Annotated in this window: 26 protein-coding genes and 2 pseudogenes; 5 read left to right on the top strand and 23 right to left on the bottom strand. The window is 48.0% G+C overall.

Annotated elements, in window-relative coordinates:
• Positions 1-171: 171 nt before the first annotated feature.
• The 17 genes from DWZ56_RS13310 to DWZ56_RS13235 all read right to left on the bottom strand — a co-directional run bounded on the left by DWZ56_RS13310 (position 172) and on the right by DWZ56_RS13235 (position 17,927).
• Positions 172-438 carry an HPr family phosphocarrier protein gene (locus tag DWZ56_RS13310; RefSeq protein WP_118557106.1) on the bottom strand — a complete coding sequence of 89 codons (267 nt, stop codon included), beginning with the start codon at positions 436-438 and terminating at the stop codon, positions 172-174.
• 83 nt (positions 439-521) lie between these two features.
• On the bottom strand, positions 522-1,709 hold the full coding sequence (locus DWZ56_RS13305; RefSeq protein ID WP_118557105.1) for an acetate/propionate family kinase: 1,188 nt from the start codon (positions 1,707-1,709) through the stop codon (positions 522-524).
• 151 nt (positions 1,710-1,860) lie between these two features.
• Complete coding sequence (locus tag DWZ56_RS13300) at positions 1,861-2,511, bottom strand: epoxyqueuosine reductase QueH (protein WP_118557104.1); 651 nt, start codon at positions 2,509-2,511, stop codon at positions 1,861-1,863.
• Between the two features lie 109 nt (positions 2,512-2,620).
• Positions 2,621-3,748 carry an RNA polymerase sigma factor RpoD gene (rpoD, locus tag DWZ56_RS13295; RefSeq protein ID WP_118557129.1) on the bottom strand — a complete coding sequence of 376 codons (1,128 nt, stop codon included), beginning with the start codon at positions 3,746-3,748 and terminating at the stop codon, positions 2,621-2,623.
• 204 nt (positions 3,749-3,952) lie between these two features.
• Positions 3,953-4,849 (bottom strand): diacylglycerol/lipid kinase family protein, encoded by an 897-nt coding sequence (locus DWZ56_RS13290; protein WP_118557103.1) that lies wholly within the window; start codon positions 4,847-4,849, stop codon positions 3,953-3,955.
• Positions 4,850-5,003: 154 nt separating this feature from the next.
• Complete coding sequence (locus DWZ56_RS13285; RefSeq protein ID WP_118557102.1) at positions 5,004-6,713, bottom strand: ABC-ATPase domain-containing protein; 1,710 nt, start codon at positions 6,711-6,713, stop codon at positions 5,004-5,006.
• Between the two features lie 64 nt (positions 6,714-6,777).
• Positions 6,778-9,414 carry a valine--tRNA ligase gene (locus DWZ56_RS13280; RefSeq protein WP_118557128.1) on the bottom strand — a complete coding sequence of 879 codons (2,637 nt, stop codon included), beginning with the start codon at positions 9,412-9,414 and terminating at the stop codon, positions 6,778-6,780.
• Between the two features lie 523 nt (positions 9,415-9,937).
• The gene (locus DWZ56_RS13275; protein WP_118557101.1) at positions 9,938-11,515 is read right to left on the bottom strand and encodes a putative ABC transporter permease subunit; all 1,578 of its coding nucleotides are present in this window, start codon (positions 11,513-11,515) and stop codon (positions 9,938-9,940) included.
• On the bottom strand, positions 11,505-12,221 hold the full coding sequence (locus tag DWZ56_RS13270) for an ABC transporter ATP-binding protein (RefSeq protein ID WP_118557127.1): 717 nt from the start codon (positions 12,219-12,221) through the stop codon (positions 11,505-11,507). The genes DWZ56_RS13275 and DWZ56_RS13270 overlap by 11 nt, the downstream gene beginning before the upstream one ends.
• A gap of 13 nt (positions 12,222-12,234) precedes the next feature.
• Positions 12,235-12,795, bottom strand: coding sequence for a helix-turn-helix domain-containing protein (locus tag DWZ56_RS13265; RefSeq protein ID WP_176927262.1), 561 nt, complete (start codon positions 12,793-12,795; stop codon positions 12,235-12,237).
• 183 nt (positions 12,796-12,978) lie between these two features.
• A complete protein-coding gene (locus DWZ56_RS13260) occupies positions 12,979-14,358 on the bottom strand; it encodes a TrpB-like pyridoxal phosphate-dependent enzyme (RefSeq protein WP_118557099.1) in 1,380 nt (459 codons plus the stop codon).
• Between the two features lie 286 nt (positions 14,359-14,644).
• A complete protein-coding gene (locus DWZ56_RS23340; protein ID WP_279220294.1) occupies positions 14,645-14,779 on the bottom strand; it encodes a hypothetical protein in 135 nt (44 codons plus the stop codon).
• A gap of 383 nt (positions 14,780-15,162) precedes the next feature.
• Positions 15,163-15,699, bottom strand: a complete 537-nt coding sequence (locus DWZ56_RS13255) for a hypothetical protein (protein ID WP_118557098.1) — start codon at positions 15,697-15,699, stop codon at positions 15,163-15,165.
• Positions 15,700-15,751: 52 nt separating this feature from the next.
• Complete coding sequence (locus tag DWZ56_RS22760) at positions 15,752-15,910, bottom strand: hypothetical protein (RefSeq protein WP_158584577.1); 159 nt, start codon at positions 15,908-15,910, stop codon at positions 15,752-15,754.
• Positions 15,903-16,211 (bottom strand): hypothetical protein, encoded by a 309-nt coding sequence (locus tag DWZ56_RS22980; RefSeq protein WP_147369423.1) that lies wholly within the window; start codon positions 16,209-16,211, stop codon positions 15,903-15,905. The genes DWZ56_RS22760 and DWZ56_RS22980 overlap by 8 nt, the downstream gene beginning before the upstream one ends.
• A gap of 448 nt (positions 16,212-16,659) precedes the next feature.
• Entirely contained in the window at positions 16,660-17,172 is a 513-nt protein-coding gene (locus tag DWZ56_RS13240) for an adenylate kinase (RefSeq protein ID WP_118557096.1), read from the bottom strand.
• 95 nt (positions 17,173-17,267) lie between these two features.
• A complete protein-coding gene (locus DWZ56_RS13235) occupies positions 17,268-17,927 on the bottom strand; it encodes a helix-turn-helix domain-containing protein (RefSeq protein ID WP_118557095.1) in 660 nt (219 codons plus the stop codon).
• A 328-nt stretch (positions 17,928-18,255) separates the two neighbouring features.
• Between DWZ56_RS13235 and DWZ56_RS23665 the strand changes: the two genes are divergently transcribed.
• The 4 genes and pseudogenes from DWZ56_RS23665 to DWZ56_RS23470 all read left to right on the top strand — a co-directional run.
• Positions 18,256-18,459: a Fic/DOC family N-terminal domain-containing protein gene (locus DWZ56_RS23665; RefSeq protein WP_158584576.1), complete on the top strand. Its 204-nt coding sequence runs from the start codon at positions 18,256-18,258 to the stop codon at positions 18,457-18,459.
• A gap of 173 nt (positions 18,460-18,632) precedes the next feature.
• A pseudogene (locus DWZ56_RS23655) lies at positions 18,633-19,325 on the top strand (head maturation protease, ClpP-related).
• A gap of 6 nt (positions 19,326-19,331) precedes the next feature.
• Positions 19,332-19,637 (top strand): phage major capsid protein, encoded by a 306-nt coding sequence (locus DWZ56_RS13210; protein ID WP_330424877.1) that lies wholly within the window; start codon positions 19,332-19,334, stop codon positions 19,635-19,637.
• Positions 19,638-19,652: 15 nt separating this feature from the next.
• Positions 19,653-19,805, top strand: a pseudogene (locus DWZ56_RS23470) (phage major capsid family protein); the annotation flags it as partial.
• A 225-nt stretch (positions 19,806-20,030) separates the two neighbouring features.
• Here the strand turns inward: DWZ56_RS23470 and DWZ56_RS13205 are convergent.
• The 6 genes from DWZ56_RS13205 to DWZ56_RS13180 form a co-directional block, all read right to left on the bottom strand.
• The gene (locus tag DWZ56_RS13205; protein ID WP_158584575.1) at positions 20,031-20,513 is read right to left on the bottom strand and encodes an FtsW/RodA/SpoVE family cell cycle protein; all 483 of its coding nucleotides are present in this window, start codon (positions 20,511-20,513) and stop codon (positions 20,031-20,033) included.
• Between the two features lie 68 nt (positions 20,514-20,581).
• Complete coding sequence (locus DWZ56_RS13200; protein ID WP_118557092.1) at positions 20,582-21,196, bottom strand: permease prefix domain 1-containing protein; 615 nt, start codon at positions 21,194-21,196, stop codon at positions 20,582-20,584.
• 3 nt (positions 21,197-21,199) lie between these two features.
• Positions 21,200-21,520, bottom strand: coding sequence for a PadR family transcriptional regulator (locus DWZ56_RS13195; RefSeq protein WP_118557091.1), 321 nt, complete (start codon positions 21,518-21,520; stop codon positions 21,200-21,202).
• 233 nt (positions 21,521-21,753) lie between these two features.
• Positions 21,754-22,662 carry a hypothetical protein gene (locus tag DWZ56_RS13190; RefSeq protein WP_118557090.1) on the bottom strand — a complete coding sequence of 303 codons (909 nt, stop codon included), beginning with the start codon at positions 22,660-22,662 and terminating at the stop codon, positions 21,754-21,756.
• A 595-nt stretch (positions 22,663-23,257) separates the two neighbouring features.
• Positions 23,258-24,136 carry an ROK family protein gene (locus DWZ56_RS13185; protein WP_118557089.1) on the bottom strand — a complete coding sequence of 293 codons (879 nt, stop codon included), beginning with the start codon at positions 24,134-24,136 and terminating at the stop codon, positions 23,258-23,260.
• A 103-nt stretch (positions 24,137-24,239) separates the two neighbouring features.
• On the bottom strand, positions 24,240-25,598 hold the full coding sequence (locus tag DWZ56_RS13180; RefSeq protein ID WP_118557088.1) for an MATE family efflux transporter: 1,359 nt from the start codon (positions 25,596-25,598) through the stop codon (positions 24,240-24,242).
• Between the two features lie 254 nt (positions 25,599-25,852).
• On the opposite strand from DWZ56_RS13180, the gene DWZ56_RS13175 reads away from it, so the two are divergent.
• Positions 25,853-26,653, top strand: coding sequence for a MerR family transcriptional regulator (locus DWZ56_RS13175; protein WP_118557087.1), 801 nt, complete (start codon positions 25,853-25,855; stop codon positions 26,651-26,653).
• The last annotated feature ends 37 nt before the right edge of the window (positions 26,654-26,690 follow it).

The following is a 26,690-nucleotide window of genomic DNA, read 5'->3' as shown; positions in this document are numbered from 1 at the left end:
AAGTGCGTAAGTTTGGTTACCGGTAACTTACACACTTTATTTTACACTCCCTGGCATAAGCAATTTTTACTGTGTGCCGCCAGGCGCACCACGCTAAAAACGGCAGAGATTTTCATCTCTGCCGTTTTTTCATTCAGTCGGATTTTATGGCCCTGCGGCCATATCCTTTTGTTACAGCTCGCCCAGGCCGCTCTCAATCGCTGCGGACATTGCATCCATAGCCGCCTGCTCGTCTTCACCCTCACAGATCAGTTCGATCTCAGAACCGCATTTGATTCCTGCAGCCATTACATTCAATACGCTCTTCGCAACCACTGTTTTCTCCCCACATTTGATTACGATATCGGATTTGAATTTCATCGCTTCCTTAGAAAGAACGCCTGCCGGTCTTAAATGCAGCCCGGAAGGATTTACAACTGTCAATGTCTTGCTTAACATAGGTCATTTCTCCTTATTAATTATTTCTATGTAGCAGCGCGGGATTTCTCCATCCGCGCATTTACATCAGATATCATGCCGCATTACAGCAGCGCAACAGTTTCCCTTGCTATCGCAAGCTCCTCATTGGTCGGCACGATCATGGCAATCCGCTCTGAATCGTCGGTGCTGATGATGCGCTCCACTCCGCGGCAGTTGTTTTTCTCCTTATCCAGCTTGATTCCCAGATAACCGAGATAAGAGCATACCTGCTCCCGGACAACCGCATCATTTTCGCCCGCGCCCGCTGTGAACGCCACAACATCCACGCCGTTCATGGCAGCAGCATATGCGCCGACATACTTGGCCACATGATAGGAAAATGCTTCCACTGCGACCTTCGCGCGCTCATTGCCCTCTCCTGAAGCGGTATCCAGATCCCTGAAATCGCTGGAAACGCCGGATATACCGAAGATACCGGACTTCTTGTTGAGCACATTTAAAACCTCACCGATGCTTAAATTCTCTTTGTTCGCAATAAACTCCACAATCGCAGGATCGATATCGCCGCATCTGGTTCCCATAATCAGGCCCTCCAGAGGAGTAAAGCCCATGCTGGTATCTACGGACTTGCCGCCGTCAACGGCACATACGCTGGCGCCGTTGCCGAGATGGCAGACAATCACCTTCAGATCCTCAGGCTTTTTGCCCAGGATTTGTGCCACACGCTTGGATACAAAACTGTGGCTGGTTCCGTGGAAACCATAACGTCTGATTCCGTATTTCTCATAATATTCATAAGGAAGGCCATACAGATATGCTTTCTTGGGCATCGTCTGATGAAACGCCGTGTCGAACACACCTACCATAGGAACATTCGGCATCAGCTCCTTGCAGGCGTTGTAGCCGATCAGGTTGGCGGGATTATGCAGCGGCGCAAGCTCACAGCATTTCTCAAACTCACGGATCACCTCATCTGTCAGGACTGTGGAGCAGGCAAATTTTTCTCCGCCGTGTACCATCCTGTGACCTACCGCACCGATCTCATCCAGGGAAGAGATCACTCCGTTTTTCTCGTCAGTCAGCTCTTTGAGCACCAGGCTGACCGCCGCCGTATGGGTAGGCATGTCCGCGCTTATCTCTACTTTTTCCTTGCCGGTGGGCTTATGGGTCAGCCTTCCGTCAATTCCGATTCTCTCACACAGGCCTTTTGCCAGCACTTCCTCGCTGTCAGAATCAATCAGCTGGTATTTCAGTGATGAACTTCCGCAGTTAATAACCAATACTTTCATTACAGTTCCTCCTATGAACATCGCTATTCATTTTTTCTCGTTTCTGAATATTTTATACATCAGAACCCTTCTATTAATTTTATACTTTTTTACCAGGACTGTAAAGCCTATGTCGCACTTTTTCATGTTTTTTCCTACAAACAATGCGGCATTATTCCTCCGATACGTTCAAAGCGCGTTCTTTTTTCTCCTGTTCGCGCTGCTGTCTGCTGTATATGCAGCCGCAATAATCCTGACGGTACATGCCATACTCTGCGGACAGCTCCACGGACCGCTTATAGCCATCCTTCTTTTTAAAATCTGAGAGGAGATAAGAAACGCCGTACTCCTTAGCCAGTTTCAGGCCGATCTCTGCCAGTTTCACCGCATTTTTAAGCGGGCTTATAGACAGGGTCGTGGTAAAATAATCAAATCCCTGCGCTTTTGCCATGGCGGCCGCCTCTCTAAGGCGCAGCTCATAGCATAAAAAACATCGCTCCCTTCCCTCCGGCATCGCCTCGTATCCCTTCACCGCCGAATAAAATTCCTGGGGTTCATACCTTCCTGCCGCAAAGGCCACCGGATACCGGGTATTCAGCAGGCCGATAAAACGTTCCTGTTCCTTCACCCTCATGCGGTATTCCTCTTCGGGATAAATATTGGGATTATAGTAAAATACGGTGATTTTAAAATATTGGGAGAGATATTCCAGCACATAGCTGCTGCAGGGAGCGCAGCAGCTATGAAGAAGCAGGGTTGGGACACCCCCCTCTTTTGTGATTTTCTCCAGCAGCTTTTCCAGTTCCTTTTGATAATTTTGCATGAATATATCCTCTAAAAACGAAGCTGCGCTCCGATTGTTTTCCAACCGAAGCGCAGCTTCCCAGCCGTTTTGATGCCGCTTTCACCGGTATCAGTATCACTGTTTGATCTTATAAGAAATCACGGATTCTCTTGCTTCTGACAGGGTTGCGCAGTTTACGCAGCGCTTTCGCCTCGATCTGGCGGATGCGCTCTCTGGTCACATTGAACTCCTTACCCACCTCTTCGAGTGTGCGGGGATGTCCATCTTCCAGACCAAAACGCAGCACGATTACCTGCCGCTCTCTATCCTTTAAATCTTCCAGCAGTGTGTCGATATGTTCTCTAAGCATCACAGATTCCACATTGCCTTCCGGTGTCACAGCATTGCTGTCCGCAACAAAATCGCCCAGATTGGAATCGTCTTCCTCTCCGATCGGCGTCTCCAAAGATGCCGGTTCCCTGGCGATCTGCATGATTTCCATCACCTTGTCTTCCGACATATCAAGAGCCTGCGCCAGCTCTGTCACGCTGGGCTCATACCCCAGCTCCAGAGTGAGCTTTCTCTGCATTTTAGACATTTTATTAATGGTTTCCACCATATGTACCGGCACACGAATTGTTCTGGCCTGATCTGCCAGGGCTCTGGTAACAGACTGTCTGATCCACCAGGTTGCGTAAGTAGAAAGCTTATACCCTTTGGTATAATCGAATTTCTCCACACCCTTGATCAGCCCCAGGTTGCCTTCCTGAACCAGATCCAGAAAACTCATCCCGCGCCCGGTATAACGCTTCGCTATACTGACCACCAGCCTTAGATTCGCCTCGATCAGGCGCTCTTTCGCAACCTTATCGCCTTCCGCCTTGCGTTTGGCGAGTTCCAGTTCCTCATCGGCCGTCAGCAGGGGGACTGTACCGATCTCCTTCAGATACATACGGACCGGATCCTCCGTACCAATACCATCCAGCAGATCAATGGAATCAAGGTCGATCTCCTCTTCTACATCCTCATCCAATGGGAAGTCTTCGTCTTCCGTATCCAGCACCAGGCTATCGTCGATGGAGAGGTCGTCGTCCATGACTCTGAGAACGTCAATCCCGTTGTTCTCAAGGTAGGTGTAAATGTGTTCCAGCTGTTCCACTGATAATTCCACTCCGGCAAAGAAGTCGTTGATATCGTTCATATCCAGCACGCCTTTTTTGCTCTTACCCAGTTCGACAAGCTTCTTCAGGTTTTCCATGAAATTGTCTTTTTCCACCATTTAACGTCCCTTCAATAAGTATAAATACATCTTTACTTCTGCAGCAGGACATACTCCATCCGGTGTATAAATCCAGGTCACATTCCTGCAAAATATTATTATACACCAAACCCAAAACGATGTAAATAGAAAACCTGCAATTTTCCAGCCTTTTCTACATTTTACGACGGCGCACGGCCAATTTCCGACACAGTCAGCTGCCTATTTCCGGATGATCCGAAGAGCCTTCTCACAAATTGTAACCGTGATATCCGTATGCCCGCCTCCATATTCTCCGTCCACCACAAAATCAAGTGGATTTTCTGATATAAATCTTATGCTGCCGGTCTTGAATCGATACACAAAATCGTGTTTCTTACTGTCATTCTGTATCAGCTCTCCGAGGACTGCGGTAAACTCCACCGGTGTCTTGGGATTTCGGATCAAAACCACCTCAAACAGACCGTCATCCAGTTCAACGGAATTGCCGGTGATACCTTTAAAACCGGCCACACTGATGGAATTCGTCACCATGCCCAGTAAAAATTCCTCTTCCAGCACCTGGCCCTCATATTCCACGCGGACGTGGTTGGGCTTTAACTCCGGCAGACGTTTGATCCCTTCCATAATATATGCGGGGTGCCCCAACACGTTTTTCATATCCTGAGGCGTCAGATAGGACACATCCATGAACGCGCCGAAACCTGCAACATAGGTAAAAAAGCGTTCTCCAAGCTTGCCGATGTCAGTGAAACGTCCCTCTTCCCTGACGGCGATTCCGGCTGCCTTCACCATTTCTCTGGGCAGGCGCAGGCTTTTGGCAAAGTCATTGGTAGTTCCGGCAGGGATATAACCAAGTACCGGCCGTTTCTCCTCCGGTATGGTCATCAGCCCGGAAACGGTTTCGTTCATCGTACCGTCACCGCCGCAGCAAACCACCAGATCAAACCTGGCCGCTCTTTTTTCCGTCACCCGTCTGGCATCCTCCCTGCACTGGGTCACATGCACCTGTACCTGATAACCGGACTTCACAAAGACATCCAGAATTTTTACCAAATGATTTTTTATCTGGCCTTTACCCGACAGGGGATTAAATATAAAAAGCAGTTTTTTAGACATAACGAGCCTCCACTGCCAGCATTCGTGTGCTGGCACACCAGATTGTTAATACTCATTTTACATCTTTGCCAAGTTTAAAGTCAATCAGTCAATCATTACAGTATTCTAAACAATTCGTTAACAAAACATATCGTTTCTTTTCAGCAAAGTTTTATTAACGTGCCGACCACCGCAATCCGCGGCAGCGGTTTAAGCACCCGAATAACTCCTGGCGGCGCGCCATGGCCGGCTGCCCGGCATGATATCCCGGCGGGACCACGGCGGCAAGCCCCTTTTTCTCTATAACTTCAAACACTTCGTTTACCACTTCCACAACCGTTTTTCTGCCGTCAATCACATGTTTCTGCGCATAGCGCATCATATAGCCCAGCGACGCCATCTGCCCGCATCCGGCAATCTGCTCCAGGCAGCGCAGGTCTACGGTTTCTTTATTAATCAGCAGGCCGTCCGTTCCCTGCACCTTGATCTTATAGTCATCATATTTATCGGTTGGAAGACCTTTTACAATTCTGCGTACCGATTTATAAGAGGGAAAGGATTCTCCCTCATATCTTCCTTCCATCTGCCATTTCCTGCAGATCATGGCCGCCTTTTTTGTAACGTCCTTCACGCGATAGTTCTCCAGCTGGAGCACGCAGTCCGCCGCAGCCAGATATTCTCCGGAGCTGCCCACCACAATCACCGAGGAGATGCCCAGATCCTGATACAGTCCACGGATTCGGCGGATAAAGGGGGTGATGGGCTCTTTCTCATCGTCCACCAGCTCTGCCATCACCGTATCGCGAATCATGAAATTGGTGGCGGAGGTATCCTCATCAATCAGAAACACCCCGGTTCCCGCTTCAATTCCTTCTATGATGTCCGCGGCCTGTGAAGTGCTTCCGCTGGCGTTTTCCGAAACAAAATCGGCGGTATCCTGTCCGCCCGGCAGATGGTTGATAAAGGGCGAGAGATTCACACATGCGATGCTTCTGCCGTCCTCCGCCCGAACTTTCAACGCAGTTTCATCGGTGATCACATATTCTCTGCCGTCACCGAGGATGTGATTGTAAACGCCGGACTCCAGCGCCCGCAAAAGCGTGGATTTGCCGTGGTAGCCTCCGCCTGCGATCAGCGTAACGCCCCTCTTCACCGCCATGCCAACAATCGGCTGTCCGTGCGGCACTTCCATAACCGTCCTCATGCTCTCCGGAGAGGAAAAAGGCACACATTTTTTCATCGGCCGGTCCGATACACCGCTCTCTCTGGGCAGTACAGCTCCGTCCGCCACAAACGCGACCAGCCCCCGCTTCTTAAGCTCCCCGCGGATATACCGCTGATTCTCTGCCAGCTCCATCCGCTTTTGAATCTGCGCGCTGTCAAGATTCTGATAATAAAAGCTCCGGCGGACGATCTCCGGCAGGATGTCAAACAGGATTGTATCCAGCTCTCCTGCCAGTATGCTCCTTCCTCTGGCGGGAAAGCCCACTTCAAATCTGGCCTCCAGTCCTTCCGGTCCGAACACCACCGCAATCTGTTCCAGGACCTCCTGCCCGGTGGGGCAGGTTGTGATGACACCGCTTTTGCCGGACCCCATATTGCGCCGCTCTCCGTTCAGGATATTTTGCCGGAATATGCGCAGCAGCCAGTCTTCCAGAGCATATTTTTTACAGCGGCTGTCAAAGAGGCCGGCCGGAAAGCCATGTTTTGACTTCGGGACGCAGATTCTAAGCCTTGAGGGGGCAGCGAAAGGATCCCCCTGCACATGGTCTATGAAGAGCAGATAGTCCTTAAAATCATAGCTGCCTGTCAGTTCTTTGTATGCGCCGTAGCTTTTTCTGTCAAGCTGTGTGAGTTTTTTCTTTAAATCATACATGGATAACATACGGATCTCCTTTATATGCAGAACAATCGATCAGGGATGCCGCGCTGCGGCATCCCTGATCGTTTTACTTAAGCTGCGCAAGCCTTGTCTCTACCTGCTCCATCATCTTTGTATATTTCTCCAGCTTATCCTTTTCTTCCTGCAGCTTGGCAGCCGGAGCCTTGCTCACAAATCGCTCATTGCCGAGCATGCCGTTCACACGCTTCAGTTCTCCCTCCAGACGCTTCTGTTCTTTCTCAAGCCGTTCGATTTCCTTGGCGATATCCACCAGATCGGCAAAGGGCATATAGATCACCGCATCCGCAGTCACAACGGACACCGCATCCTCCGCAATCCCCTCTTTGCCGCTTTGGATCACCACCTCATTGGCATAGCCCAGCGATGCAAAGAACACTTTACCCTTTTCAAAAATGCTGCGTATCCCGGAGTTTTCGGAAACCACAAAGACTTTGGCCTTTTTGCTGGGCCCTACATTCATGGATGTGCGCACATTGCGGATGCCGCGGACAGCCTCTTTTATGGTCTCGATCGCATTCTCCTCCTGCGCAAAATTCCACTCTTCCTTATACTCCGGCCAGGAGGAGATCATGATGGATTCTTCCTCATCCTGCAGATTGCAGAAAATTTCCTCTGTCAGGAAAGGCATATAGGGATGCAGAAGTTTCAGGGACTGAATCAGTACTGTCTTTAATGTCCACAGCGCCGCGGCATGGGAGGCATCCGCCTCATTGTAAAGGCGGGGCTTCACCATCTCTATATACCAGTCACAGAATTCCTCCCAAATGAAATCGTATATCTTCTGGAGAGCGATTCCCAGCTCATATTTATCCAGATTCTCCGTCACATCCTTAGCCAGGGTATTCACCTTGGAGAGGATCCAGCGGTCCGCATCGGTCAGATCCACAAGCCCTGCCTTCGCATCTTCCGCCTTTTCCATGTTCATCATAATGAAGCGGGAGGCGTTCCATACTTTATTTGCAAAGTTGCGGCTGTTCTCCACTCTCTCCCAGTAGAAGCGCATATCATTGCCCGGCGCGTTGCCGGTAATCAGTGTCATGCGAAGCGCGTCCGCACCGTATTTATCGATCACCTCCAGCGGATCGATGCCGTTGCCCAGGGACTTGCTCATCTTGCGGCCCTTAGAATCTCTTACAAGTCCATGGATTAAGACCGTATGGAACGGACATTTGCCGGTCTGCTCTATGCCCGAGAACACCATCCTGATGACCCAGAAGAGAATGATATCGTAACCGGTTACCAGCACATCCGTCGGATAAAAGTATTCCAGCTCCTCGGTCTTATCCGGCCAGCCGAGTGTGGAGAACGGCCAGAGAGCTGAGCTGAACCAGGTATCCAGCGTATCCTCGTCCTGGTCCAGATGGGTCCCGCCGCATTTCGGACAGGTATGAGGGGCTTCCTTTGCCACCACCATCTCGCCGCAGTCCCGGCAGTAATACGCAGGTATCCTGTGCCCCCACCAAAGCTGTCTGGAGATACACCAATCCCGGATATTTTCCAGCCAGTGCAGATAGGTTTTCTCGAAATTGGCGGGAACAAATTTCAGTTCGCCGGACTTAAGCGCTTCGATGGCAGGTTTGGCCATCTCTTCCATGCGCACGAACCACTGCGGCTTTACCATGGGTTCCACCGTGGTGCCGCAGCGGTCATGGGTTCCCACGTTATGGCTGTGGGGAACCACCTTCACCAGCAGGCCCAGCTCCTCTAAATCGGCAACGATCTGCTTTCTTGCCTCATAGCGGTCCATCCCCTGGTATTTGCCGCCCTTTTCATTGATCGTGGCATCATCGTTTAAGATATTGATCTCCGGCAGGCCATGGCGCTTTCCTACCTCAAAATCGTTGGGATCATGGGCCGGGGTGATCTTTACGCAGCCGGTTCCGAACTCCTTATCCACATAGGCATCGGCGATCACCGGTATCTGCCTGCCGGTCAGGGGAAGCTCAAGCATCTTGCCGATCAGCCCCGTATAGCGTTCATCCTCCGGATTCACCGCCACAGCGGAATCCCCCAGCAGTGTCTCCGGCCTCGTTGTGGCAATCTCTACAAACCCATCCTCACCCACGATCGGATAATTGATATGCCAGAAAAATCCGTCCTGTTCCTCATGCTCCACCTCAGCGTCTGAGATGGATGTCTGGCAGACAGGACACCAGTTGATTATTCTGGAACCTTTGTAGATATAGCCTTTCTCATACAGGCGGATGAATACTTCTTTTACGGCTTCGGAACAGCCCTCGTCCATCGTAAAACGTTCTCTGTCCCAGTCCGCGGAAGAACCCATCTTTTTAAGCTGACTCACGATCCTGCCGCCGTACTCTTCTTTCCACTGCCAGGCCCTCTCAAGGAATTTCTCCCGGCCAAGCGCTTCCTTGTCGATGCCCTCACTCCTAAGCTTCTCAATGATCTTTACTTCCGTAGCGATGCTCGCGTGGTCGCAGCCCGGCTGCCACAGCGCGCTGTATCCCTGCATCCTCTTATAGCGGATCAGGATATCCTGCATCGTATTGTCCAGCGCATGGCCCATATGCAGCTGACCGGTGATATTCGGCGGGGGCATCACAATTGTAAAGGGCTTCTTCTTTTTGTCTACCTTGGCTGCAAAGTATTTATTATTCAGCCATTTCTGGTAGAGTCGGTCTTCAATTTCCTGGGGATTATAATTCTTTTCCAGCTCTTTCATGTTTAACTCCTCATCTCTTAATGATTTCAGCTTCACCGCATCTGACCCCATGGGAGCAATTTCCCATGATATAAAAAGCCCTTTACTCTTCTGCACGAAAAGTAAAGGGCGAATCAGCGCGGTACCACCTTTGTTTCATCTCTTATCCCTTAACGCGGGGCACGTGGCTACTTACTGGCGGCGGGCAAATATCTTAAAACGCCGGTTCAGCGGTCCGGTTCCGAAGCTACTTCCATCCTCACTGCCTGCAGCGGTCTCTCAGCCGGTGAACCGCTTTCTCTTTCAGGTGCTCGTGGATGTACTCCTCTTCATCTCAACCTTTGTCTGATCTGTCAATTTTTTTGATCTTATATATCCTATCAATATTTTCATAATATACAGGACGTCGGATTTTGTCAAGCACTTTTCTGTATTTTACGAAAGATTTGGTAGCTGTTCATTACTATTCATAGCTGTCATAAACGTCCCGCTATGCGCTGCTTTATCGGCGACCTTGAATAGCAACAACAGTTCGGATCTTCACTCAAAGAAACAGTCTTACTCTGCGGAGACAGCCGTACATGACGCCGGTAAGCAGGAGCATGAGGACCGCATCCGCCGCCAGAATAAGCTGGGCATAATTTGCCGCAGCATATAGCAGAACCATGGGAAGCACCGCACAGACCAGCCCTGCCGCCATCGTAATCAAGACTCCCGGCGACTGTTTCACGGCCTGATACTCGCTGGTCCAGTCATAGTTTGGATATTTGAGATCGAAGAACAATCCGGCCACCGTTGAAAACAGCACGAAGACTGTCGGAATCACAAACAGCCATACCGCACCCGCAAGGCCGGGGTTCAACGATACGATGAGCAGCGCCGCACTGATCCATACCGCAGGAAGCATTGCAGTCAGATTCACCGCCATCTTGGCATGAAAAATGTCCATCGCTCTGATCGGACAGGAAAACAGGAGCCACCGGTACTTTCCTTCCACGGACATGGAGACCGCGGTGGTCGATGTCATGCCGGCAATCAGGGCGACTGCAAACGGTGCGGCTGTTATGATCAGATCCAGGTATTGGCCCATGCCCGCTTCCGCCACCCGCTGCACCGGATTCACAAACAGCAGCGCCGCGCAGGCCGCCACCAGCAGCACGGCCATTATGCAGGAATTCAGCAGATAAATGCTGCAGGAAACCAGATGCTTCAGTTCCCTAAGGTAAAGAGCTTTCAGCTGTCCCCGGCAGCGCATCTGTCCGACTTTATAGGAAGCCGCCGCCCGGTGTGAAAATATGGCTGTGTTAATCTTTGTGTAGAAGCGGGCCAGCAGCGCCACAAACAGGGCAGTCCCGGCCACGGATGTAAGTAAGAACAGGCCGAACTGCAGAAGGCTCCCCTCATTTAAGGCTGCGGCGACCCAGCCGGCCGGAATCCAGATCCTGCGCACAGTTTGCTCTGCAGCTATGGCTAGGGATATAAGCTGCGCGTCATCGGCCTGGTCCAGCTTCATGGAGCCCGCCAAAATGGCCAGGATGGCCGCAACGCTTAGAAGGATGACCAGAACATTACTGTGGCCGAATCTGACGGAGACGGCCGTGATCACCGCACCCAAAAGCATGGCCAGCACCATGGGCAGCAACGGCGAAAGCACGAGGCATACGCACATGACAAATACCGATACGGCCGATCCGTTCACCGTCACTCCATAGGCCACCATGGACGGCACCAGAACGAGACAGCCAAATAAAAAATTCATGACATACATGGACAGCAGGCGGCTTACAATAACCGCTGTGCTGCTCACCGGCAGTGACATGACCATATCATAGTCCTTCATCCCAAACAACACGCCATTGCACTTCATAAAAGTGAAGATAAAGGTTACGACAGAACTGACCGCCAGCATCAGCGCCGGCAGCACCGACGCCATCCCTATCATCGCGCATCCCGCCGCGATCATACAGCTGTAGGAAATCATTACGAGAATCACAAACACCACGCCCACAGCTAAAAAACCCATCTTTCTCTTTTCCTGCCGGCTTCCCCCGTATCTTAGACGGTTGATCCCGAAAAAGCCCAAAAGCTGCAGCCGTACTAACAGAAGACATTTATGAATCATGCTCCGTCACCTCCAGAAATACTTCTTCCAGGCTGCTGTTTCCGCGCACCTCATCGGTTTTTCCGCTGGCAATGAGCTTGCCGGCCTTAATGATGGAAATACGGTCACAGAGCTTTTCCGCCACTTCCAGCACGTGGGTGGAAAAGAAGATCGCTCCCCCTCCGGCGCACAGTTCCTTCATCATCTCTTTCAAATGAAAAGACGCTTCAGGATCCAGTCCCACAAAGGGTTCATCCAGCACCAGCAGGCGCGGATGATGCATAAATGCGGAAATCAATGCCAGCTTCTGCTTCATGCCATGGGAGTAGGAACCGATCAGCCCTCCCAGTTCCTTAGTAAGCGACAGGAGATCCCCATATTTCTCTATCTCTTCCTTCCGTTCCTTTGCAGGCACGCCGAACATGTCTCCGATATAATTTAAATACTGAATGCCGGTCAGATAGTCATACAGATCCGGGTTGTCCGGTATGTAAGCCATCATGGACTTGCACAAGACGGGCTCTTTCTGTATGGAATGCCCGGCAATCAATATCTCCCCCTCTTCAAATTCCAGCACGCCTGCTAACGCCCGGATCGTCGTAGTTTTCCCCGCACCGTTGTGGCCGATAAATCCGTGGATCTCACCCTTCCTCACATCCAGATTAAGCTGATCCACCGCCCGTTTCCCTCCGGAATAAATTTTTGTAAAACTCCTTATTTCCAATATGTTTTCTGACATTTTAAACCTCTTTTCCGCGCGGATCCGCGCATGTTTTAGGTGGAGTTATAATGGTACCGATGCTGTGCAGACTTCTCTCTGATGAAGGGGGATTGCTGTGCAGTTTTTTTAATATTCCCCCAATTTCCGTCATCGCATCCTCCAGTTCCTTCAGGGTTGCATATACCGGCACCACAGAGAATCCTGTGCCGTCATGCAGGATATCAATATCTCCTCTGTCCGTATACTCCTGAAATTCTTTCAGAAAACCCATCATATACTGCATGAACATCTGCATATACAGCTTTCCGGAGCGTTCTGTCAGCACTTCTCCCGCATCCAGGATCACGGACTCTGCGATCACATATACCTTTTCCGCCACGCCCCTCACCTGATTTTCGCGCACGATTTCAAGCGCTCCATCCTTCAACAGGCGGTTCAGATACCGGTACAGCGTCGCCTGGGGGATATCCGGCAGTTTCACGGCCAGCTGCTTCGCCGTCGCCTCCTCAAGTTCCTGAACCTGGAGGATAATTCTGCATTTAATAGGGTTTATCAGGCATTCCATTAAACTATCTTTCATTTGTCGGTGAGGCATCCAAAATTTCAGCTTGCTGAACTCTTTTCTTCCTCTTTCGCCCCTTTCATTATCATTATGATAATATTATCACTTTGATAATATTATTGCAAGCAGATTTACAAAAATAAAACGGTCAGGACCCCTAAAGATCCTGACCGCAGTGTTTTGTCCTTATCCTTTATTCATTTATTCCTGAATGCCCGGAATCTTAGGAAGGCCTGCAAATCCGACGGCCAGCTCCTCATCCGTGGGGATATAGTCGCTCATGCTTCCTGCAAGATAGGAGGAATAAGCATTCATATCAAAATAGCCGGTTCCTGTCAAGCCGAACAGAATCGTCTTGGCCTCGCCGCTCTCTTTGCACTTCAGCGCTTCATCCACCGCCGCGCGGATCGCATGGGCGGATTCCGGCGCGGGCAGAATGGTTTCCTGCTTTGCGAACATGATTGCCGCTTCAAATACTTTGGTCTGTTCCACTGAAACAGCTTCCATGTAACCGTCATGATACAGTTTGGAAAGGATCGGGGACATTCCATGATAGCGCAGGCCGCCCGCATGGTTTGCGGATGGAATGAATCCGCAGCCCAGCGTATACATTCTGGCAAGCGGCGTTACTTTACCCGTATCACAGTAATCGTAAGCGTAACGTCCTCTGGTGAGGGAAGGACAGGATGCCGGTTCCACCGCTACAATCCTCGGATCGGCTTTACCGGTCAGCTTATCCTGCATAAACGGTGCAATCAGACCGCCCAGATTGGAGCCGCCGCCTGCGCATCCGATCACGATATCCGGATACTCGCCAAGGATTTCCATCGCTGTCTTGGATTCCAGGCCGATCACGGACTGATGCAGCAGCACCTGGTTCAGCACGGAACCCAGCACATATTTATAGCCGGGGGTACTCACAGCCTTTTCCACAGCCTCAGATATGGCGCATCCCAGGCTGCCGCTGGTATCCGGATGCTCCGCCAGGATCGCACGGCCGGCATTGGTGGTCATGCTGGGGCTAGGCACGATGTCCGCATCAAAGGTTTCTATAATCGCCTTGCGGAAGGGTTTCTGCTCGTAAGAGCATTTCACCATATATACGGTCAGGGGCAGATGATAATATGCGCACGCTTCCGCCAGCGCCGTTCCCCACTGGCCGGCTCCGGTCTCCGTGGTCAGACCCTTTAAGCCCTGCTCCTTAGCGTAATATGCCTGTGCGATTGCGGAATTGAGCTTATGGCTGCCGGAAGTATTGTTTCCTTCGAATTTATAATAGATTTTCGCCGGCGTATCCAGCGCTTTCTCCAGATTGTAAGCCCTGATCAGCGGTGACGGGCGGTACATCTTATAAAATTCCTGGATTTCTTCAGGTATATCCACATATCTTGTGGCACCGTCCATCTCCTGATGAGCCAGTTTTTCACAGAATACCGGATAGAGTTCTTCTTCCGTGGCCGGCTGAAACGTGGCAGGGTTTAACATCGGGTCCGGCTGTTCCTTCATATCCGCCCTCAAATTGTACCACTGCTTCGGCATCTGCTCCTCTGTCAAATAAAGTCTGTGCGGAATCTTTGTCATAATTGTACTCTCCTTTACTTTTAATTGAGATTGTTTCAATGAAATGTATATGAATCCCGCTGGCAGGTCGCTTTAGCGACATAATGCCTTCCTGCAGTGCGATCCTTGCTAAGCATTTTTGTTCAATAGGTCGTATTTTCCTATTGAATAAAAAAACAGACCTCCATCCCATTACTGGGACAAAAGTCTGTCGATCACTTTTGCGGTACCACCCGGCTTAGCGCATTGCGCTCACTCTCACTGCATACATCCATATGCACTTCCCTGGTAACGGGTGAAGTCCCCGTCAGGTATTACTGAATGCTCCCGCATCGTTCTCCCTGCCCTCATAAGTCCATTCCACACCCTGACTGCTGCCCTGATCCCACCGCTTAGGGCTCTCTGTAAACAATACTTCCGGATATGTACTATTCTTATTCATCGGTTTCAATCTCTGATTTATGACGTTACTATACTAAATTGCGGGCAAAATGTCAAGCGGTTTTTTCTGTATCTCCATAGGTTGTCGTATTCATCATCGACTGCAATAAAGCGGACATTGATGGCATTTCTGCGAAGCATCGCAGAACTGTGTCCGTTGATCCTTGGCATTACCTCATTTTTTTGATATGATATGCTTATACTTGCAGCTGATCGGATTTGCTTGCGGTAAGTCGTCCGATAAATACACTTCGGCAGTTACACTGTTTTTGAATAAATAGTTTTCAACAGCCTGCTTTGCTTCCCCAAATACCTGCCTCCTATTATTCGCTGTCAGACGCAATTCTAATTGATTGTTACTATGCTGTATAATCTGGAAACGCTCTATTCCATGAGATTGTATTTTACGGAGCCGCAGCCCAGATAAAACCCATTATCCGCAAATAGAGCAATTGTTTTTCCACCGCTTTGCATAAATTTCTTCATATCTGATTTGCGGGCAAAGCTTCGCAAAACGCCGATAGCCGAAGAAACATTGATAGCAGTATCATCATAAAGGACAATGCAGGGAGTTCCTGTTGATCCCGATGTAGTATAGACTAAGTATTTTCCATTTAATTTTGTCCCGTCATTTGACAGGTCGGACATGAAATACTCAACCTGTTTCCTTGATACGTTATTGTCTGTCAGCCATTCATCAAAATGTGCCATCATTTCTTTTTTGTTTGTAACAGGAAAAGAGGACAGCGGAGCTGCAAGATTGATTCCCTCATATAATTTTGAAAAATAAGGGCTGTTTTCTTTCGCATATAAAATTAACTCATACAGGCGTTTCTGCTGCAGCGCAGTACGCTCGTCGGCAGTCATTTTATCGGCTTTCCATGTCAAAGCCATTGCCTTAAATAATCCAATCGATTTCATTTCAGACCTCTTTCTCAATTCACCATATCGGAAACTGTTCACCTTCTTAAATTCATTTTTTTAATTCTTCAAGCCCTGCATTTACATAGCGTTCCAGATAAAGCAAAACGCAAACACACATCCCCATGCACTGCCTGTTTTCTTTCTTACTATCAGCATTCCATATATCGCAAGTATAGAAAACAGTATAAGCATCCTCATCTTCATTCAAAAAATCCGATTCCGACCTTTTGGGGATCAGCCATAAATTCTTTTGGAACAGGAAGGGGCCTCGCAGATTTTGTGTTTGTCAGCGGCGGATAAAAAATATTTTTCCTATGTATTGCACAATCAACGGAGCCAAATCTGTCATTTTCACTTTTCAGCTCATAAATACCACATGGCTTTTTCATACTATAATCAGCAGTACGCAAATACAATTTTGCAATTTCTAACGACTTAAAAGGGAAATTCCACCGTTGCAATCCACGATTGGGGTCATGCTCAATGCAGATACAGAGCCGTTGCATCATACTTATCATCTTCATAATTAGAATATAGACCAATTGCATATTCGTTTGTCCTACCGTGAATTGCAGCTGCAGACTTTGGCGAATATAGCTTTTCCCATAGCCCACCTATTACGCTTTACATATCTGCACTGGTGTTACTAGTTCTTCCGGTATAACCTACAACGATTTTTTGTTTAACCTCTACGATTTCGTAATTCATTTTACATTCCTCCTAAACTCTTGTAATGTTGTTTACAAGAATAAGGATAACAATAAAAACATGACAATGTATGTCATATTATCTATCTTTTATAGTAAATATCAAAAGAATTTCCATCAGTCCCGCTGTACAGCCAATCACAGCAATCACACTTTCTTTCCTTGCACAATTCCGGTTGAAATTGTATAAATCACGCCGGTTCCCGGCAGCAATACAATAATTAACGATGTAATTATTTTTTACTGTTTATCATAAATCAATATCTATCTCATAACTATCATCAATAAATACGATATTTACATTATGTTTTTTTGCACTTGTAAAAAAATGAGCATTATCTTTTAAAACGCTTTCCATCGTACAACATTCATCATCTAAACGATTTTCTACGGCACTTGCATATTTTTTTATACTATCAAAATTATTCTTAATATATCTTTCGCTCATCACAAGGCAGTAGTATTTGATATTATCAAGATATTCTTTTGCAAAAGCATTTGCCCAATCAAAAGGGATATAACACCCTTCAATAATAAGGTTTTGCTTATTCTCTATGGCGGTCTTAATCATTTCACGAACAATAGGCCACAGATACTCTGTAAGCTCATCGTCATCTTCGGGTGTAAGCTTGGTATAGCCACTACGAATGAAACCCATTTTCAAATGGTCTATTGAAAAATAGGGATATTTATATTTTTCGAGTAATTTTTGAGCAAGTACTGTTTTGCCTGTATGTGATGCTCCTGTAATTAAAACAATCATTTCTTATCCTCATAACTTCCGACTTATCGAGTCAAATAGGCAACTTTTCATTTCTTTCATCCCGCCAACTCGGGATTTGTCTTTTTCAACAGCGTTTATTTACCGTTGCTTTCTGCTTTTTTGCGTTGTGTAATTTGCTTAATCCCGATGCCGATTGCCAGCCCGACAGCGGACACGATACACCCGCCTAAAATCATGCCCCATTCTGGCGCATTGATATTTCCGAAAGTTTTCATATTAGCCGCGCTGAAGGTCGCATATTCGGCGAGCATATACATCACACCAAATACGACGGCGGAGATCCATTTCAGCTTGCCCCAATAGTCGTTTTTCCCTATGAGTAAAGAAAGAACGAAAGTAGTTATCGGGATAAGCACCCACAAAAACATGACGCCGTACCCCATTGCGTCGGAGGGGTCGGAAAAAAACCAAAAAGTAATTAACGCAAACGCCCATATTGCAAGATACGAAATAATCAGTATGAGCTTTGCCAGCTTGTTTTTGCTTTTTACCACATTTGTGCTTTCATCGAGATACTCCAAATAATTTGACATAGACTTTTCCTCCTTTAGCAGGCGGTCAAGACTAACGGAATACAGGTCGCTCATTTTAACAACGCTGACAATATCCGGGTAGGTCTTTTCGTTTTCCCAATTTGAAATTGTCTGTCTACTCACGCCCAGAGCTTCCGCCGCATTTTCCTGTGTGAGCTTCGCGTTTAATCTTGCTTCCTGTATTCGTTTTCCAATATCCATTGTTTGTCACCGCCTTTGTTGTGCTTTTTATTTTACGGAGGAGAAAGCCTTTCGTCTATCAAATGGCTTTGTCATATGTATTATTACCTGTCAAAATCCTTTTACAATGAGTTGTCTCGCCTGTTTTCACAATAGGCTGTCGTCCCCATTTCTTTTTTGTCTGTTCAGCTCTACAACTTCCAGTTTGTCTTAGAGTATATCACTTATCCATCCCTTTTTCCATCACAATCGTTCAATTCCCAATCGCCCAGAAAGGGCCGCCTGCGGCTGCACCTTTCCGTGCTTCATCCATAATCAGGGACAAGCCCCACTCCTGTTCACTTCGTCTGTGACTGGCTGGATCTGCCGCAAGGATTTTCCCCTCGCTGGTGACACCGCGCGTACATCTCGTTTGCCCACCGCTCATCCAACGATTTTGGAAAGCATTGCATCCCGCATACCAAGCGTTTCCTTATTTGTTTCCGTGTATGTCCGTAAGGAAGCCCTGCTGTCCTCACAGATTGAAGGCACATATTCCGGGCCTCGGCTTTGACGGTCTTGTTGGCTACAGTCCCATTTCGATGGCGAAAAACGCTATCGGCAGACAGAACGGCTGAATGAGTGCAAACGACATCCGTGAACTTGAGAACTTAGACCGTATCCCTGCCGAAGAAGTTCTGGAACTGAAAGACCCAGACGGTGACCAATCAGGAGACTCTGGAGACGGTGACGGAGAGAACGCTGTTCCTCAACGGAACAATCGCCGTGGAAAGCTGGTTTGACGATGATGTCACTCCACAGATTTTCAAGGATGAGCTGAACTCCGGCTCTGGTGACATTACTGTTTGGATTAACTCTCCCGGCGGCGACTGCATTGCAGCAGCGCAGATTTACAACATGCTGATGGATTACAAGGGCAATGTGGCCGTCAAGGTAGACGGTATCGCAGCGTCTGCGGCATCTGTTATCGCTATGGCCGGTACCAAGGTGCTGGTATCTCCGGTTTCTATGCTGATGATTCATAACCCCATAACCGTTGCCTTCGGTAACTCTGCGGAAATGCAGAAAGCTATCGACATGCTGGACAGCGTGAAGGATTCGATTCTGAATGCTTACGAAATCAAGACCGGCCTCTCCCGTGCCAAGCTCTCCCATCTCATGGATGCGTAAACTTGGATGGATGCCAACAAAGCCATCAAGCTTGGCTTCGCCGATGAGCTGATGCAGCGCTCTGCCTCTACCGACGAAGTGCCGGTGCCGCAGGTCAGCATGATGTTCTCCCGCACAGCAGTGCTTAATTCCCTCATGGATAAAAACGCTGCCAAGTGCAAGATCAAAGCCAGACCCACACAGACAGAAACCAAAGTCAAAGCCGGCTCCCTGATGGATAGACTCAATTTTGTCAAAAATTGGAGGTAATTTATTATGACTATTTTGGAACTCAGAGAAAAGCCTAACAAGGCATGGGAGGCTGCAAAGGCCTTTGTGGAAACCAAGCGTGACAAGGACGGTCTGCTCTCCGATGAGGACGCCAATACCTATGCCTCCGATGTCCTTTCTGAAGGTATCGATGAGAACGGCGGCTACCTTGTGCCTGAAGAGTACGATTCCCGTCTTATCGATGTGTTGACTGAGGAGAACATCTTCCGTGGTCTTGCCAATGTCATCACTACCAGCGGCCAGCACAAGATTAACATCGCCGGTGCCAAGCCTGCAGCAGCGCGGATTTAGGAAGGCGGCGAGCTTACCTTCGGTGACGGTAACGGCAAGCCTCTGGGCCTCTTTGCTGAGACCGGCGGCGCAGAAATCGGTGTGACTGCAGCAGGCGGTACGGAAATCACTGCCAGCGAAATCATCAATCTGCTTTACGCACTCAAGCCACCTCTGTGGAGAATGTAAAAGGCCATGGCATGTATATATGCCCTCTGCAATGAGCTTGTTCCGCAGCTCATTCAGACAGTAAATCTACCCATTTCACAGCGTTAACTGATTGCCGGTTCTTTCTGTATCTCCATATACTGTAGGATAAACGCATTAATTGTGTTCATACAAAAAAGTAAACATAGAAAGCAATTATTCTTTTGTATCTTTCCATATAAATCCTACATATTTATATTGTTTTTATTATTCCATACAATGGCTTCTACTTAAGAAAAAAGGTTCTTCAACCATAAGCCGATTATTGCGCAAAACATTACTTATGATTCCTGCAAGTATTGTATTCATGATCATACTGATATGCCCATCGGAAATAAACGGATAACTGACAGATAAGCCATAACCATAGCCCAAATTAGCAAAAGTATAAACTATACATTGCATAAATAAACCAAGCATACATCCAATGGCAACATATTTTCCAAAAGAATTACGCTCTCCATGCACACACTTTAACAGTTCAATATACACTGCAAATAACACAACAATTACAATACAAGTCGGCAGTATCCCCCATTTCACTATTAAAAAAGCCCATATAAAATCACTCTGATAATACTGCGGCAATATATTGTTAAGCTGCTCTTTGCTTCTGATATATTTTGACTGCCCCACCCAATTTGCGTTTTCAATTAATGACCGTACAATCTCATTGTTATCTTTTATCAATAAAACAGACGGATCTCCTTCTGTGTCAAACTCTTCTGGTACATTACCGTAACCATCTGTATATATATTTACATAAGAATTGTTGGCGCATCGCGTTTGCTGCCCCATATCAACACAGAACACAGCACAGCTGACAGAAGTATACCGCAAAATAGAATACTTCTATTTCTGCCCAGGTGCCACCAGTCTGAACCGGCCATTCTTAGTAAGGGATATGCTACCGCTGTCAACATAATGACAAAATACATACTTGAATTTGCTCTTATTATACCTTTCGCATAGCTGAATCTCGAAAAGGTGATCGCCAGCAAAATCACAATACATACAACATACTGAATACTATTTACAAAAAAGGAATCTGCCAATTCATGATTAATCACATCCATATAGCATCTTAAAACTAAGCCCACAGTTAACATTACTATGATTGCTGCAATAAATATCTTATTAATTTTGGGCGAATACAAATTATTTATTGACCTGCCCACATCTTCAGGAGCCCCCATCTCTTCTATTGCACGCAAGCCTGCTTCCTTACTGTCCACTCCCAAATGTACATATTCAAATACTTTGTCATCGATATGATTCATTAATTCATTTGCCGCTTTCTTCCTGATCAAAGGGAATTTAATATATGAACAAACCTGTTCAATATAATCATCTGCTTCTGAATATTTGCTCATGCACTAGCCCTCCACAATCCTTTTAACCGCGTTTTCATAAGTCAGCCACTTTGATTTTTGGGACTCCAGTTCCTTTCTGCCCTTCTTTAACAAGCTGTAATATTTTCTTTTCTTCCCATTTTCAGCCACTTTTTCATAACTGCCTACAAATCCCTGTTGTTCTAATTTGTATAACACCGGATATAGCGTTCCTTCTTTAAACTCAAAAACATTTTCACTTTTCTCAGACAGGCGTTTTATAATTTCATATCCGTACAAATCTTCCTTCGCAATAATGCTCATTACCAGAAGAGCAGTCATATTATTAGTAACCTCTTTATACATATCTCTCCTCCAAGCTTATATATTTAGATGATCTAAGTATATTATACCTAGATCATCTAAATATGTCAAGTCTCCTACTGGATTACAGCATTAAATCATGCTAACAATTCTGTGCAAGGCATTAAGCAGCAAAATCCCAATAGAGCATTTGCATTTCAGCATGGTGCTGATACCCTGGAAAAATACGAGCCCAGGCTGATACCCTCACGAGATCAGTCTGAGCCCTTTATAAGTTACTTGGCCGGCAAAAACCACTTTTCCACATACTCTTCAGACGCTTCCTGTGAAAGTGAAAATTTTTCTTCCAGCTTTGCAACTATTTTGTTCCTCGGAATACCTAACTCTGCATAGGCTTCGATCAGAGCCTTTATTCCTTGCTCTAACCCTTGATTTAATCCCTGCTCTAATCCCTCTTGTCTGCTAAGCTCCTTTTCACTGGCTATATGAAACTGTTCATCATATTCAGTAAGAATCACTTCATTCACCTCCGCTCTATGGGCGATCAGAAATTCCGCGAGAATCCCCTCTTTGATGCAATGGGTTATGGCTTCATCTGCCGCTTCTTCCAAACGCGCTCCCCTATCGAGTCTCTTTCTCACTTCTCCGACAAACTGTGCATATTCTTTCAGTTTTTGGCAGTGTTCCATCAACTCCTGATTGTGCCCAATATTGATATTGAGCATCACAGCCTTAAATTCCAGACACGGCGTAAGCTGCGAATATTTCTTCGAATAGGCATCCGAGATCTTAAGTTCCGTTCGGTCCGGTTCCTCTTCGCGCCCGTTGTAAAAGACATAGTACTGCGGCAGCGGCAACCGGATCAGGCTGCTGCCGTAAATATTCAGCCTGTACTCTTCAAGATACCGGCGGTATTCATTGGCCATATACAGCACTCCCCGAAGAGGCATGTTGGGATTTTTAGTGCTCTGGTGCTCATACAGGTTTAATATGTCATCAATCAGAAAAGCGGCATCGTTTTTCATGCCCATGTAGATCACATCGTCCAGCGTGACAATCTCAATTTCATCCGGATCCGTGCAGCTGTTTCCGGAAACGGCGTTATAAAGCGCAAGCAGCGCCTCCCCGCTGCTGAATACCATGCGGAATAACCGGTCTTTGTACTTTCTGTTTACTGTAGTCATCTGTTATCTCTCCTTTATTTTACATGAATTGTGAGCGCGAAGCAAGGGGCAGCCGATAAAACTGCTGATTCACTACCTATATTTTTATCATTATCAATCCTCCCAATTTCATCCGCCAAAGGCCGAAGTTTTTTGCGCATGATGAGCGCCTTAATACAGGGAAAAAGGCTCCAAAAGAGCAGAATAATCCCTTGTATCGCTGCAAATTAAATGGGAATCAAGCGGCCGAAACTGCCGCGCGGTCCAGGAGAATGCTCCTGAAAAGAAATGAAAAATCTTATTGTACTGATGGAACTTATGTTATCATACTTTTGTTTATACGGCAAGCGGCATTTTGAATTATCCGCACATTTTGAATTATCCGCAGTAAATTTTCATCGGATTCATCGGATGTGTTGCTATTCACGGTTGGCGGTAAAGCAGCGCTTCACGGAGCGAGAGCGCGTCCCTATGGGGACTATACTCTGCCCCGCTATGCGCGGGACGTTTACGGCAATTGTAAATAGTAACACATTAAAAACCATTCACGGCTGCCGAACAGCAAAAATCAAAAAGCTGTTCGGCAGCCGATAAACTCAACCCTATCATTCAATTTTCAGGCAGAAACCGTCAGTGCCCTCTTAGCCAGCTCCACGCATCCCATAATCCCCTGATCGTCGTGCAGGCTGCTGGGAACGATGTAACTGTCCATATCCTTTAACTCCTTCGTATTCAGGTAGCCGTTCAAAAATTCCGTCACCTTGCTGCGGATCAGAGGAAACAGCTGTTCCTGATGCATGACGCCGCCGCCCAGTATGATCTTTCTGGGAGAAAGTGTCAGTATATAGTTGACAAGGGCCTGAGCGATATACCAGCTCTCCATCTCCCATACCTCGTCACGGTCCGCCAGATTTTTAGCCTTATCCCCCCAGCGCGCTTCAATCGCGGGGCCTGCGGCCATGCCTTCCAGACAGGTCTTATGATAGGGGCACTTACCCTCATAAGTATCCTCCGGATGTCTTGGCATGAGTATATGCCCCGCCTCCGGATGCAGCATGCCATGCAGCAGCTGTCCGCCGATGGCTATGCCGGCGCCGACGCCCGTGCCGAAAGTAAGGTACAGCACATTGTCGAGTCCCCTGGCACACCCAAAGGTCATCTCCCCCAGGCAGGACCCGTTCACATCGGTATCCAGTCCCATAGGAAGATGCAGACCCTCCCGAAGGGCTCCCAGCAGGTTATAATTCCTCCATGGCAGTTTCGGTGTATCCAGGATATATCCGTAAGTTTCGGAAGTCGGATTGACATCCACCGGACCGAACGCAGCCACACCGAGTGACGCGATATCCTTGTCCTTAAAATACTCGATAATCTTGGGCAGCGTCTCTTCCGGAGTGGTGGTTGGAATGGATACCTGCTCCAATATTGTTCCGTCTTCTTTGCCGACCGCACACACCATCTTCGTGCCGCCCGCTTCCAATGCTCCATACAGCATACTTTTTCCCTCCCATAAATATAAAGAATCCCGCCCTCGGGCTTCCAGTGTACTGACACGCTTACGTAATAGTCTAACAGCACACTAATCATTCTCTATTCTATCATGAGTTTTGGGACAGGGGAATAGTGTTTTGAGCGTTTCTTAAATTTTTTCTTCTGCTGCTGACCCTGCCAACCGCAAATACCAGCAGCAGGCAGGCGCTTTCCGATACCAGCGTCGCGAGCCAGATCCCGTTGATGCCGAAGAAATATGCCATCGGAAACAGGCTGGCCGCCAAAAGCACCAGGCCTCTGCCCACGGATATGATCAGGGACTGGGTCGGCCGCTCCGTAGCCGCATAGTAACCCGCGGTTACCACGTTGTATCCCACCACAAGGAATGAGAACGAGAACAATTTCACCGCCCCCACGGCTTCTGCAAAGATCTGGCTGCTTCCCTCCTCCAGAAACAGGGACACGATTCCTCCCGCAAACAGATTCACCACCGCAAAGGACGCTGCGGATAAAAGCAGCACTGCGATCAAAGCATAGCGGTACAGGCTGCGGCAGGCCTTCCTGTCCTCTTTGCCATAATGAAAGCCGACCAGTGGCTGCATGCCCTGGGATACGCCCACCATGGTCATCACCACAAGGGAGTTGACATAAGCGGCGATGGTATAGCAGGCCACTCCCTGGTCACCGGCTACGGAAAGCACCACATGGTTAAACATAAAGATCACGATTCCGCTGGACAGTTCCGTAAAACCGTCGGAAAGTCCCAGGGGAATCATGCTCCTATATACGGACAGCCTGGGTCTGCACTTTACAAAAGACAGCTTTGACTTCTTACCAAGAAAATGCTTCAGGTAAACCAGCACCGTCAGCATTTGTGACAGCCCCGTAGCGATGGCTGCGCCGGCCACCCCCTGTTTCCACACGATTACGAACAGGTAATCCAGCACACAGTTGGTCAGCGCGCCTAAGATCACGGTTTTGGTGGCCAGCTGCGGATAGCCATCCACCTTTACCAGTATCTCAAATGAGTAGGAAATAATATAACAGGGCGAAAAAAGCAGGATATAACGCAGATACTCCATCACCATGCCCCTGGTGGCATCGGTAGCTCCCAGAAAATTCGCCAGCTGCGGCAGTAAGATCAGCGACAGGACCGCCATAGTGACCGCCGCAATGACTAACACTATGGTATTCATAGAAAATATACGGTTAGCCTTCTCCTTATCCCCACGCCCGAAGGAGATGGAAATCATCGTGGAAGCCCCCACTGAAAAAATCAGCGACAGGGCGAAGATAAAATTAATATACGGTATGGAGATATTTACCGAGGCCAATGCCAGCTCACCGGCACCGCGGGCCACGAAAATACCGTCCACCATGGAATACAGGGTGAACACCCACAGTGACATCACCGTGGGAATCACATAACGTATCAGATCTTTTTTTAAACTTTTACTTTGCTTCATAATGCTTTCCCTCCATTCGAAGCCTTTCCACTACGCTTTTTCAAATGAACACAATCATGGATCCCGCAGCGGTTCTTACGCTGCGGCGCCAAAAAACGCACTGGAAAAACTTTTCCTCTTGACATTTATCATTTTAAACCTTACCATGGTGGTAAAGTCAAGTCTTTTTTATTTGATGTCCCGTTTGATGATTTCTATTCACGGCTGCCGATAAAGCAGCAATACTCTGACCTTCCAGAGAAGAAAGGTTGAAAATGAAAGAATTCTACTCCATCGGCGAGATCGCCGCGCTCTATCATCTATCCCCCCATACCATCCGCTATTATGAGGAGCTTGGCATCCTCACTCCGCAAAGAGCGGATAACGGATACAGGCTCTATACCACCTCCGATACCTGGAAGCTCAATGTGATCCGGGAATTGCGGCAGCTGGATTTCCCGATGGAGGACATCGCCGCCTATTTCAAAAACAGGAATGTGGACAGCACCATAGAAATACTGGAAAAAGAGCTCGAATATATCCGCCGTCAGGAAGCATTTCTTAAGGACTGCAGAGACAGCGTAACCAGGCGCCTCACCACCTTCCGCGACGCGAAGACGCTGCCCCTGGATCAGGTACAGATGCTGCGTATGCCTGCGCGCCCCTGTTTCTGCCTGCACGAACCCTTTTCCAGGGACGCGGATATGGATTTTCTGGTGCGCAGGCTGCAGGAAGCGCATCCCGGTACTTTTTATTTCATCGGAAACCGGCAGATCGGCTCCATGATCACGATGGAAAATGTCCGGAACCATCACCTGCATCACTATCACAGCGTATTCGCCATGCATCCCGACGGCGATGAGCTGCTGCCGGAGGGCAATTATCTGGCAATCGCATACCGGGGGGATTACACGGATGGCAACGCCAGATGCATCCCTCTGCTGCTCTCTTATCTGGAAGAAGCCCGCCTAAAAGCGGATGGGGATCTGCTGGAGCTTGTCTGGGTGGACATCCATACCACCGGCAACCGGGCGGAATACCTCACACAGTTGCAGCTGAAAGTCAAAAATATTTAAGAATTGCCGCCTTGAAAGCCCCTGCCAAAAGCTATAT

Origin of the sequence: Lachnotalea sp. AF33-28 (assembly GCF_003477885.1) — a bacterium.
Taxonomy (GTDB): domain Bacteria; phylum Bacillota; class Clostridia; order Lachnospirales; family Lachnospiraceae; genus AF33-28.
Note: the sequence above shows the minus strand (reverse complement) of the source record. Positions and strands in the feature narration are given on the sequence as shown.

What these genes read in the sequence shown, in the direction of transcription:
- DWZ56_RS13310 (WP_118557106.1), bottom strand. Translation starts at nt 438, where the DNA reads ATGTTAAGCAAGACATTGACAGTTGTAAATCCTTCCGGGCTGCATTTA.
- DWZ56_RS13305 (WP_118557105.1), bottom strand. Translation starts at nt 1,709, where the DNA reads ATGAAAGTATTGGTTATTAACTGCGGAAGTTCATCACTGAAATACCAG.
- DWZ56_RS13300 (WP_118557104.1), bottom strand. Translation starts at nt 2,511, where the DNA reads ATGCAAAATTATCAAAAGGAACTGGAAAAGCTGCTGGAGAAAATCACA.
- DWZ56_RS13290 (WP_118557103.1), bottom strand. Translation starts at nt 4,849, where the DNA reads ATGTCTAAAAAACTGCTTTTTATATTTAATCCCCTGTCGGGTAAAGGC.
- DWZ56_RS13285 (WP_118557102.1), bottom strand. Translation starts at nt 6,713, where the DNA reads ATGTTATCCATGTATGATTTAAAGAAAAAACTCACACAGCTTGACAGA.
- DWZ56_RS13280 (WP_118557128.1), bottom strand. Translation starts at nt 9,414, where the DNA reads ATGAAAGAGCTGGAAAAGAATTATAATCCCCAGGAAATTGAAGACCGA.
- DWZ56_RS13275 (WP_118557101.1), bottom strand. Translation starts at nt 11,515, where the DNA reads ATGATTCATAAATGTCTTCTGTTAGTACGGCTGCAGCTTTTGGGCTTT.
- DWZ56_RS13265 (WP_176927262.1), bottom strand. Translation starts at nt 12,795, where the DNA reads ATGAAAGATAGTTTAATGGAATGCCTGATAAACCCTATTAAATGCAGA.
- DWZ56_RS13260 (WP_118557099.1), bottom strand. Translation starts at nt 14,358, where the DNA reads ATGACAAAGATTCCGCACAGACTTTATTTGACAGAGGAGCAGATGCCG.
- DWZ56_RS23340 (WP_279220294.1), bottom strand. Translation starts at nt 14,779, where the DNA reads ATGAATAAGAATAGTACATATCCGGAAGTATTGTTTACAGAGAGCCCT.
- DWZ56_RS13255 (WP_118557098.1), bottom strand. Translation starts at nt 15,699, where the DNA reads ATGAAATCGATTGGATTATTTAAGGCAATGGCTTTGACATGGAAAGCC.
- DWZ56_RS22980 (WP_147369423.1), bottom strand. Translation starts at nt 16,211, where the DNA reads ATGATGCAACGGCTCTGTATCTGCATTGAGCATGACCCCAATCGTGGA.
- DWZ56_RS13240 (WP_118557096.1), bottom strand. Translation starts at nt 17,172, where the DNA reads ATGATTGTTTTAATTACAGGAGCATCACATACAGGCAAAACAGTACTT.
- DWZ56_RS13235 (WP_118557095.1), bottom strand. Translation starts at nt 17,927, where the DNA reads ATGGATATTGGAAAACGAATACAGGAAGCAAGATTAAACGCGAAGCTC.
- DWZ56_RS13210 (WP_330424877.1), top strand. Translation starts at nt 19,332, where the DNA reads ATGACTATTTTGGAACTCAGAGAAAAGCCTAACAAGGCATGGGAGGCT.
- DWZ56_RS13200 (WP_118557092.1), bottom strand. Translation starts at nt 21,196, where the DNA reads ATGAGCAAATATTCAGAAGCAGATGATTATATTGAACAGGTTTGTTCA.
- DWZ56_RS13195 (WP_118557091.1), bottom strand. Translation starts at nt 21,520, where the DNA reads ATGTATAAAGAGGTTACTAATAATATGACTGCTCTTCTGGTAATGAGC.
- DWZ56_RS13190 (WP_118557090.1), bottom strand. Translation starts at nt 22,662, where the DNA reads ATGACTACAGTAAACAGAAAGTACAAAGACCGGTTATTCCGCATGGTA.
- DWZ56_RS13185 (WP_118557089.1), bottom strand. Translation starts at nt 24,136, where the DNA reads ATGCTGTATGGAGCATTGGAAGCGGGCGGCACGAAGATGGTGTGTGCG.
- DWZ56_RS13180 (WP_118557088.1), bottom strand. Translation starts at nt 25,598, where the DNA reads ATGAAGCAAAGTAAAAGTTTAAAAAAAGATCTGATACGTTATGTGATT.
- DWZ56_RS13175 (WP_118557087.1), top strand. Translation starts at nt 25,853, where the DNA reads ATGAAAGAATTCTACTCCATCGGCGAGATCGCCGCGCTCTATCATCTA.